The 10,288-nt window shown below is 55.1% G+C and carries 7 protein-coding genes; 2 read left to right on the forward strand and 5 right to left on the reverse strand.

The window, feature by feature from the left end; all coding sequences use genetic code 11:
* Positions 1 to 108 precede the first annotated feature (108 nt).
* Positions 109 to 1,095, forward strand: a complete 987-nt coding sequence (locus ACXADJ_RS08510) for a helix-turn-helix domain-containing protein (RefSeq protein WP_475064773.1) — start codon at positions 109 to 111, stop codon at positions 1,093 to 1,095.
* 34 nt (positions 1,096 to 1,129) lie between these two features.
* On the opposite strand, the gene ACXADJ_RS08515 is transcribed toward ACXADJ_RS08510, so the two are convergent.
* From ACXADJ_RS08515 to ACXADJ_RS08535, 5 genes are all read right to left on the reverse strand, one after another.
* Entirely contained in the window at positions 1,130 to 1,951 is an 822-nt protein-coding gene (locus ACXADJ_RS08515; protein WP_475064774.1) for a cytochrome c oxidase assembly protein, read from the reverse strand.
* Between the two features lie 219 nt (positions 1,952 to 2,170).
* The gene (locus tag ACXADJ_RS08520; protein ID WP_475064776.1) at positions 2,171 to 4,159 is read right to left on the reverse strand and encodes a primary-amine oxidase; all 1,989 of its coding nucleotides are present in this window, start codon (positions 4,157 to 4,159) and stop codon (positions 2,171 to 2,173) included.
* A gap of 156 nt (positions 4,160 to 4,315) precedes the next feature.
* The gene (locus ACXADJ_RS08525; protein WP_475064778.1) at positions 4,316 to 5,011 is read right to left on the reverse strand and encodes a response regulator transcription factor; all 696 of its coding nucleotides are present in this window, start codon (positions 5,009 to 5,011) and stop codon (positions 4,316 to 4,318) included.
* Positions 5,008 to 6,294, reverse strand: a complete 1,287-nt coding sequence (locus ACXADJ_RS08530; RefSeq protein ID WP_475064780.1) for a HAMP domain-containing sensor histidine kinase — start codon at positions 6,292 to 6,294, stop codon at positions 5,008 to 5,010. The genes ACXADJ_RS08525 and ACXADJ_RS08530 overlap by 4 nt, the downstream gene beginning before the upstream one ends.
* Positions 6,295 to 6,697: 403 nt before the next feature.
* Positions 6,698 to 9,109: a TonB-dependent receptor gene (locus tag ACXADJ_RS08535; RefSeq protein ID WP_475064782.1), complete on the reverse strand. Its 2,412-nt coding sequence runs from the start codon at positions 9,107 to 9,109 to the stop codon at positions 6,698 to 6,700.
* A gap of 395 nt (positions 9,110 to 9,504) precedes the next feature.
* Between ACXADJ_RS08535 and ACXADJ_RS08540 the strand changes: the two genes are divergently transcribed.
* Positions 9,505 to 10,230 (forward strand): response regulator, encoded by a 726-nt coding sequence (locus ACXADJ_RS08540; RefSeq protein WP_051218961.1) that lies wholly within the window; start codon positions 9,505 to 9,507, stop codon positions 10,228 to 10,230.
* Positions 10,231 to 10,288: the final 58 nt, after the last annotated feature.

Consider the following 10,288-nt stretch of genomic DNA (forward strand, 5'->3'; position numbering starts at 1 on the left):
CGATTCAGGGTGCCCGGAGCTGGAATACCGCTTGCTTTACTTTTACCAATAATTCCTTCAGCAGATAGCCCACAAAACACAAGCAAGAAGCATAAGGAGGCGCCAGCGATGAAGACCGTTCCGGCCTATGCCGAAATAAACCGCTTTGCCCATGCCTTGACCAATTGGCCCCAGCAATACGACCAGATCACCCCCGGGCGATTTGACGGCAAGCTGCAGGACATCACCACTGGCAGCGTGCGGCTGTTTCGGGAAACCATGAATCAGTCGGTCGCCCAACACACTTGCACCCCCGCCAACACCATCAGTCTGCTGATTCCCTTGATGGAGCCCCCCCATTGCGAAGACGCTCGCGGTTTTGCCACCGACGCCATCACCCTGCTGCCCTACCAGAGTGACTTCTTTTTTGTTGGGCCACGCCATACCGACTATCTGGTGATCGCGCTGGACACCGAACAACTGCAACAGCAGCTGTGCCCGGCGGACTTCCACGCCTTGCAATCCCAACAGCAAAGCCAGCGCATCATTGGCAGTCGCCACGACCTTCCGGCGTTAAGAAAAACCACCACCCACTGGCTCAACACCCTGATTGCATTGAATACAGACCGCGCCAGCTCCCCAGCCATTGCACCAATCACTGCCCCAGGCGATGACCATTTGGCGGAGCAGCGAAAGCACATTGAACATCAGCTGATCAGCCTGACCTGCGAGCTGTTTAGCCATCACACAGATTCGGGCAAGGCGCATTGGCAACCGCTACCCGGTCGCTATCGTCAGTTGGTGAAAGACTGCCACGATCTGGCGTTGTCGCCGGAAGGCAGCAGTGCCACCCTGCTGGAACTGAGCCAGTGGTTGAACGTACCCCAGCGCACGCTGAGGTACAGTTTTGAAAAGGCGGCCGGGGTATCACCCAACCAATATTTGCGGGCTGCCAAACTCAATGCTGCACGACGGGAGATCATAAAAGGCGATCTGCCTATCGGCTCGGTTGCTGCCAATCAGGGCTTTTACCACGGCGGTTATTTTGGCCAGCAATACAAGGCCATGTTTGGTGAAACGCCGCGCCAAACCCGCCAGCGCCGCAGCGAAATTTAGCGGTTTAACGCAATTCGCCCCCCCACAACGAGCGTTATGCGCACTGAGAAATGACTGTGTTTCGCTGAATCAATAACCGCTCGCCAACCCCGTAGGCAACGCACCCGGATAGCACCACCCAGGCCGCCAACCATTGATCAATCGCCGCAGGCATCAGCATCTCGTGATGTGCTGAGCTTGCTGACATCAGGCTTTCGGCTGCGGAACTATGTGCATCGACCATGGAATGAGCGTACAGGTCATCGAACAACAACATCAGGCTGCCCCACAACGCCATGGGAACAATCATCAACACCGTCATTAGCACCCTGCTGCCGCCCGCCTGAACGGGCTTTGCCAGCGTCAGCAGCAAGACTTCGCTCATCAGCCAACCACTGGCCACCATTAGCCATTTGCCAAGCGAATACCAGGCAGCAGACGCCATGCCGATCTGGTGAAAATCCGGCAGCATCCAGACCAGCACTGCAATAATCGACACCACAGCCAACGGCCATAGCCAATGCATCGGAAGCCGATAACCTGAAGAGGCGATTGAGGAATTTACGGGTGAGACATTTCCAAGAGAGCCATTTGCAGAATTGGAGGAATAAGCAGCGCCTGAACAGGTTTTCCCTGCAAGCGCCGCTGCCCACATCAATGGCAACAGCAAGTGCAGCATGACGCTTTGCCAACTATGCAGCGATAGAGAAAATCGAGCCAGAGCATCCAGCTGCGGGTTCGCGCAAGCGACCAACAAAAGCAGACAACTGATGCCCAAATACCTGTGGGTTGTATCCAGTCTGTTGGCGGAGCGTTTCAGGACACCCAAGCCCCACAACACGCACATGCCGAGTAACAGCCATTCCGTCCAGAACAACATAACGACCTCCCTCCTCTAACACCTGAAAAGCAGCCCCTGCCCAAACAACTCTCAGCCAAAACAACTCCCACCCCATGTCCAAACAGGTTGGCGATAAAAGAGGACCAAGGCAGTCTGCTGGTTACGGTGCCCTGGTCCTTTGCCTGAATCGTTTTCTCTGGCTAAGGGTTGCGTGAGTTGGCTGGCTTGGTTTAGCTACGCTGCCAATGGCCCGGATCAGCCATCGGACTCGCCTGCCACACCAACCGAACGCTGGTCTTTCACCGCAGGCACATCCATCGCTGGATTGCCGTCAAAGAAGTTGTTCGGTTTCAGGTGGAAGCCAACATACTCCACCGGCATCACCGGGAAGTCTTCCGGCTTGCAGATGTGGGTATGGCCATAGGTGTGCCACAGCACGATGTCGGTATTTTCAACATTGCGATTTTGCTGAATGTAATTGGGCAGTCCGTCCCCAGTGTTCTGGTTCGGGTACATGCCGGTGCCATAGCGCTCGTTTGGATCGTATGGCGTTACCCACACGTGGTTGGCTGCAAATCCGGCACGTTTGCCAATGTAGCTGTCGGGCTTAGCCAACATCACCGGGGTGTGCTCAGCCACCAGCTTGTAGCCAGGCGGATTCCCCACGGCGTTCTTCTTGTTGGGGTTAATCACTTTCCAGAAGCGTCCGCTCTGACCATTGGCATGGCGGGCCGCTTCCAGTTCGGTTTTCAGCGGTGTGATGGAGGTGTTAAACACATTGCCCCACGGATTCACTTCCGGGTCATCACAAGGGCTGAAGTTGGTTTCCATCACGGTGTTTTGTTCGCCATCCAACATCATATGCAGGCGGGCGCTGAAGAAATGCTGGTGCGATGGGCCGTAGATTTCCGGAGTCACCTTGCCCGCCGCATGGGGCGGCGTGGTACCTGGCAGCATACCAGCGGTTTGGATAATGCCGGTGAGCTTGGTTTCCATTTGAATGGTGCCGTCCTGATACAGGTGCCAGTAGAAGCCGTAATCGTAGTTGCCCACGGTACAGAAGAAGCTGATTACCAGTCGGCGGGAACGCCGTACTTCAAACACGTCCGTGCGGAATTCGTAGTGCTTCCACAGCGTGCCGTAGTCTTCCTCGTGCATGCAAACGGCGTTTTTCATCACGAAGGGCTCGCCCTTGTCATCCACTGCTGGAATATCAAAGTAGTGAATGGCGCCCAGGCAATCGCAGCCAAGTTCCAGCTGATTGGCCAGCCGTCCGAGGCCATATTCGCCGCCGTCAAAGGCGCATTTCCAATAGTGATTAAGCGCGGTGTCAGAGTATGGAACGGCCATATCGGTAACACTGGCACGATAGATAATTGGTCGCTGTTTGCCCTTGTCGTCATAGCTGAGCTGGTTCAACGTCAGGCCTTCCCGCGGAGTAAAGCCAACCCGGAATTCCCAATTTTGCCAACTGACTTTCCAGCCATCGACCTGAAAAGACACCCCTTCTGGCTGAACAATATGAAGCGGTTTGACGTCGTCACGCGGCGTGCCCAGCGACGGTGAATCATAATTGCGTTTGGTTTTCGGCACTGGCGTATTGTTTCCATCGTCCAGCAGCTCGATCACCTTGCCTTTGTTGAGGTCGATAATGGCCACCAGTCCCTCAATGGGGTGGGCATAGCCGTTGTCGGTAAACTCATCCCGATAGAACGCCACCCCGCGCATCAGCCGCTTACCCTTGTATTTCGGGTCATCGCCGAAATAGCCGAATGACCAGGGGTCTATCTGAATGTTTTCGATGTCGTTATCGGTTAAGCCTCGGCGTTTGACGGCAGCGCGCCAATCCGGGTCGTTCTGAACAATGTCGACGCAAGTGAAGAATTCTTCCACCATAATTGGCGCCTGACCGGTGATGTCCGGATCAAGCTGCTGCCACGACGTCACTTCTTTGCTGTTCAAATCCACCATGGCTTCGAACATCTCGCCGGTGGCTTTATCCAGCACGGTGGCAAAGGCACGTCGGGAAAACGCTTTTCCCGGCTCGAACGCCAGTACCTCGGCCTTGGGTGGCTCTTCCAGTTGCAGGTAAGGAAAACGACAGCTGTCCGCCAGCCCCTTGGATTCTTTCAGAATGGCAGCAGCCAGCGACAGTTCTTTCAGTGTCAGTGGGTCTAACGGATGTTCGGCCACGGCGTTAGCCATCAGATTGGCTTTTTCAGAAGCACAGCAACTTGCGGTCATGGGTCATTCCTCCAGAGCAGTGAATGACCTCAATCTATGACGTGCAGCAAATCGCTTTATCACAAATCGGCAAAGCGACGGATTTATACCCGTTGTACACGACACACTGCCGCCAATGCGGACAAAAACGGGCGTTTAGCCCTCAACAACAACCAATCAGTTTTGCAGAACCTTGCGCACCATTTCGGCGGTGCTGGTGACGCCGAATTTCTGTCGGATAACGGTGGCGCGATTGGCTACGGTTTTGGCTGAAATACCCAGTTCTTCAGCAATGATTTGATTACCTTTGCCTTCCAGCAAACGATCAGCAATTTCCCGTTCTCGGGCTGGTAAGCCCTGTAGTACGGCAGCACTGTCGGCGGCGATTCCAACACCGACAATCCCAACACCGACAATCCCAGCACCGGCTATCCCAACACCCGCAGCCCCAGCACCACCTCTTGGCGCAAGGCGTTCGACGCTGCGCGATACGGCAGGGTCGATAAACGATTCACCCGCTGCCACCTTCGAAAGCGCTTCAACCATCAGATCCGGCGAGCTGGCTTTGGACAAATAGCCACTGGCTCCGGCGGCCAGAGCCTCGCGGATCATGCCGGGCTCTTCGTACATACTGAACATCAGCACCCGGGCGTCCGGGTCACGATTACGAATCTGGCGGCAAGCATCAATGCCAGACATGTCCGGCATATTGATATCCAACACCACCACGTCCGGTTGCTGCTGAATAAACAACAGCACGGCATCGGTGCCAGAACCGGCTTCGATCACTTCCACATCCTTGATCAAGGCTCCCAGCAACGACAAATAGCCTTGCCGCACCACCGCGTGATCATCGGCCATCAGAATTTTCATGGGTTTTCCTTATTGTTGTTTTGCCAGCTCAGGCTCACCTGTGTACCGGTGCCAACCACAGAATCAATGGTTAGTTGTGCGTGCAGCAACCTGGCCCGCTCCTGCATGGAACGAATACCAAAACCGGGAACGATCCTGGCCTGCCCCTCGCCATCGTCGATAATGGCGATGTTTGACAGTGTCCGGTCAGACGTCCCTGCCGGGCTATCCGACTTTTCGGTCAATACCACTTCGATATGACCAGCTTTGCCATGACGGACAGCGTTATGAACGGCCTCCTGCACCAACCGATACATATGCGCCGATTGCTCCAGCGATGGCTCTTGCTGGCATTCTCCCAGCAAAACACAACGCACATCAAACGCCTGTTCGATACCTTGCAACAGCTCATCCAGTGCTGCCCGAAAGCCCAATTGCTCCAACACCACCGGGTACAGCTGGTGAATCATGCGGCGGAAGCCCGCCTGTATGGCATCGCAGCCATCCAACAGCCGTTGGGCGGTTTGTTGCAGTCGTTCCTTGTCGTCGCTGATCATCGGCACCACAAACGCCTGTGCCCGCATTCCGGTGACTTGCTGGCCAAGATCATCATGCAGCTCACGCGCCAACGCCGCCCGCTCGGTTTCCTGAATTTCCATCACCCGCTGGGCCAATTGCTGATTTTCATGGCGGGCTTGCTCCAATGCCATCGCCATGTGGTTAAAGTGTTGGGCAACCTGACGGGCTTCCGGCAAAGCATAACCACCCAAACGGGTTTGCAACTCGCCACGCTCCAGCCGATCAAGGGCATTAACGAAGTCAGCCAACGGTCGTAAACCCAGCCTTACTCCCCAGTAAATCGCCAGATTGGCCAGCACCGCAGTGGCAATAAACAGCCAGAACAAGCCGGTGGCCGACTCCCATACTTCGGATATTTCGTCACTGTCGTCCGGCACCAGAATACGCCGCTCCCCACGCGATCCGGTAAAGGCCAGCTGATAACCGCGATCCGGGTGGTCAAACAGATGTTCAAACCAATTGGGTACCCGAGTATCCGAGCCTTCTTCAAGGTCTGGTTCTTGCGGATGCTGCAACAGCCGTACGTGGCGTAAGTTACTGCCCACCAGATCCAGCAGTTCTTGTGGCTTACCGGATTGAATCAACGCCTCGACAACCGGTTTCATGGCCTGCTGCTCGCGGATAACGTCTTCCCGCCCTTGCTGCAACAAGCCAAACAGGCTGGCCGCCAGCGCCAGCACAAAGGCGCCGTTAACCATCAGCAAGATGCGCGCAATCACACTCATAGCTACCCCACCAGACTGCTGTTATCACCTAACAAAAAAGCCCAGCGACTTCGATGAAGCGCCGGGCAACCAGACCTTTAGGGGACATCTATTTAATCCTGCACGGCTCTGCGCGAGTGTTGCCGTTGTTCAGTGCAAGGCGACGAATGCAGCGAAATGACGAGTCCTTTTCAAATCGGGCCGCGTAGGTTCGTCAACACCGCACTGGGCGGCGGCAACCCGCGCCCTACGGGGGCTGCCGGATGATCCCGACTCTGTGTCGCCGACTTTTGACTTGACCCGTCAGGCCTGCAAGTCGGCTTCGTGATTCGATATCATCCGGTAGCCCAGAGCCTGCACCGGATTAAAAAGATGTCCCCTTTCAGTACCAATCAGAAACAGTTTATACCTACGGGTTTCAGGATCAGAAGCTGATCTTCAAACCCGCCTTGAAGGTACGTGGAGCACCCGGGCCCACAAAGCTGTCGTCTTCAAAGTCGGTGTACACGCCCGCCAGTACTTCATCGGCTTCGCCATACACACCAAAGGTTTCGTATTCCTTGTCGAATACGTTCAGCACACGGCCATACAGCTCAAAGCGGTCGGAAGGCGTCCAGGCAGCACGCATGTTCACGATGGCATACCCTGGCAGCTGTTCGTTTTCGTTGGCTTCATCGCCGCGGAAGTACTGGCTGCTGCGGTATTGCAGATCGGACCCAATGCTCACCTGATCCATCACCTGCCAGTCGACAGCCAGCTTCAGGTTGTGATCCGGCAGACCCGGAATGCTGTCACCGGCTTCCACCTGACGGTTGCCACCCAGCGGGTTGTTCGGGCTGAAGGATACGTAAGGGGTTTCAAAAGTCGCCTTCATCCAGGTGTAGGAGGCTCCGAAGCGGACGCTGTCCAGCTCGCTGACCAGTCCCAGTTCAACACCCTGACGACGGGTTTTACCCACATTGGAGAAGTAACCTTCAGACGGCAGGCCACCGGCTTGCTGGAAAATGATGTCGTCGTGGTTGGTGCTGCGGAACACGCCAGCGGTCCAACGCAGTTGCTGGTTGCTGTTGGAACGGATGCCTGCTTCAAACGACTTGGTGACTACCTGCTCAAGTGGCGGATCAGCCACAAAACCGTTTGGCAGTTTGCATGGATCGTCTTCGTCGGCACAGCTCAGTTCCGCCGGTGACGGCGCACGTGAGGCTTCGCTGTAGCTGGCGTAGACGTTCATATCGCCCAGATCGTACGCAGCACCAACCATTGGATTAACGCGGACGAAGGTGTGGTCGCCGTTCAGCGAGCCTTCGCCCTCCTCCAACTGGTCATCCATGATGATGCGTGTGCGGTTGTAGCGAGCACCGACGGTGACACTCAGATCTTCCGTTACGCTCAGCGTGTCGCTAACAAACAGGCCGAAGTTGCGAGTGCGGGTTTCCAGCTGCACTTCCGATTCGGAGTCGTACAGGCCAATGCCTTCAACACCACGATCGTCAGAAGCCGTTTCGTTACGCAGCAGGGCAAACTGGGTGCGGGAACGGAACTCGATGTTGGAAACATCGTAGGAAACACCCACCGTCAGCAGGTTATCCATATCATTCAGCGGCTCGGAAGAGCTCAATTGCAGGGCCAGACCCATGCTGTCTTGCTGGGTGCGAGAGGTGTTCAGGGTGCCGTCGACGTCATCAGGATCGATGTCCAGACCCAGTTGGGCGGCAATGCCTTCAAGGGTATCGTCGTCATCGTAGCCAACAAACTCTACTGGCTCGCCGGCCTCTTCCTCTTCTTCAATGCCCTCTTCTTCCTCGGCGCCTTCCTCTTCTTCACAGAGGGTTTCTTCGCCATTCAGCTCACACTCTTCGTAATCGGAGTCGTCGCCGTTGAGGGTATCGGTGGTGTTGGAGCGTACGTACAGGTTACCGGCCAATTGCAGGGTGTCGGAGAACCAGTGTTCGCCATCGATGGCGAAGAAATTCAGACGGTTTTCGGTTTGGTCTGGCTGGGTGTAAACCGCTTCACGGCCCTCCAGATCCATCAGGCCTGCTGGCACAGCGCCGTTACCGATCATTTTGTTATCCGCCATCAGGGCGGTGAAATCCAGCTCGGAATCCTGATTGCGCCAGCTCAATACCGCCATCACCTGACGAATTTCACTGCCGGAATGATCACGCCAGCCGTCTTCTTCTTCACCGTTGGCAACGATGTAGTACGCCACCTCATCGCCGTTTTTGCGCATCTGCGAGCCGCCGGACTGGAACTGCGCCTGGCGGTAGCCAAATTGGCCCATGCCGATTTCGATTTCATTGCCATCGAAGTCGAAACCGTCTTTGGTGGCCATCGACAGCGAGCCACCGAGGGTGTTTTGGCCAAACAGTGGGTTCGAGCCGGAGTGCAGCTGCATGCTGGATACCGCATCGGTTGGAATCAAATCCCAGTTCACGGTATCGCCAAACGGCTCATTCACTCGAACGCCGTTCATGTAAACCGATACGCCCTGCGGCAAGCCCAGCAATGGCGAGGCGGTAAAACCACGATACTGAACATCTGGTTGATAGCTGTTGTTCACTGCTTCGTTAATAGACACCGAACCCAACTGGTAACGCAGGTGTTCGGCAATGTTCTGGGCCTGGGTACGTTCCAGATCGTCAGAATCCAATTGCTGAACCGGTGCGACCATTTTGTCGGCACTGACGCCCACGCTTTCTACCGGCGTGGCGGTCACCAGAATTTCTTCAACGGTTTGGTTGGATGCGTGAGCGATGTAAGGCAGCGACACCAGCGTGCTGAGCGATGCCAGCGTCAGTGAAGTGACAGCCAGAGGGGATGAACTGCGACTCATCATAATCTTCCTGCTTCGTGGTTATTGTTATTCGGCTCTCAGTATCCACTTACAGAATCAGGAAAGAACCTGCCGGTGAAGCGCATTTCCCATGACATTGGTGCTAGCTAACAAGGATAGGGAATTATTCCCTATCTCTTCTTTTGCTTCCCTCTTTTCCCCATTTCCTCCCTCGTCAGGCTACGTTTAATCGTTTGTTGCTGCCAAAGAACCCTTACTTTTGATCGAAAATCGACTACTTTTACTACTTTAGGCCCCCATCCCAACCTCCAAGGTAGGATACATGGGACACCCAACGCGGGTTGTAATGAATCGATAACGACAACTACAACAATAAAAGCAAGGAGTAGACGCCCATGCACACACTCCAAACCAGCCAGAGCAAACAGCCCACCATGACTGAAGTAGCCAACGAAAACAGCAGCGCCATCGAAGAAACCGAAGGCTCAACTTACAAACTGCTTATAGCCGATGACCATCCGCTGTTTCGTGAAGCCATTGCTGATGTTGTGCGCAATCGCTATCCGAACGCCGATATTGTAGAGGCCGAAAACCTCGAAGACGCTGCGGCACTGGCCGAAGACAATGACGATCTGGATCTGATTCTGCTGGACCTGAACATGCCTGGCATGAACGGCCTCAATGGCCTGATTCAGCTGCGCAATGAATCCCCAACCATTCCGGTGGTGATTATTTCGGCAGAAGAAGAAAAGAGCGTGGTCCTGCAAGCCATGACCTACGGTGCCGTCGGTTTCATCATCAAATCCTTGCCACGTGAGAAAATGACCCAGGCACTTGAACAGGTGTTAGCTGGTCAGGTATACCTGCCATCCGACGTGATCCGCGCCAGCGACGATGGCCGTTCCCGTCAGAAGCGGGTGCAGGAAGAAAACCAGATTCCGCCGGAAATGCTCAACAGCCTGACCCGTCGTCAGCTGCTGGTACTGGAACGTATGGCTAACGGTGAATCCAACAAACAAATCGCCTATAACCTGTCGATTGCTGAAACCACGGTAAAAGCCCACGTGTCTGCAATTTTGCGCAAGCTGAGTGTTCACAACCGCATTCAGGCCGTACTGGCCGCCAGCAACGTCGACTTTAACCAATACCTGCGCCGATAACGGCGCGTGATCAAGCGGCCAGGACCCTCTGTATAACTCGATGGCCGCTTGATCGTTT

The organism is Oceanobacter sp. ABM4_470, from assembly GCF_056158645.1.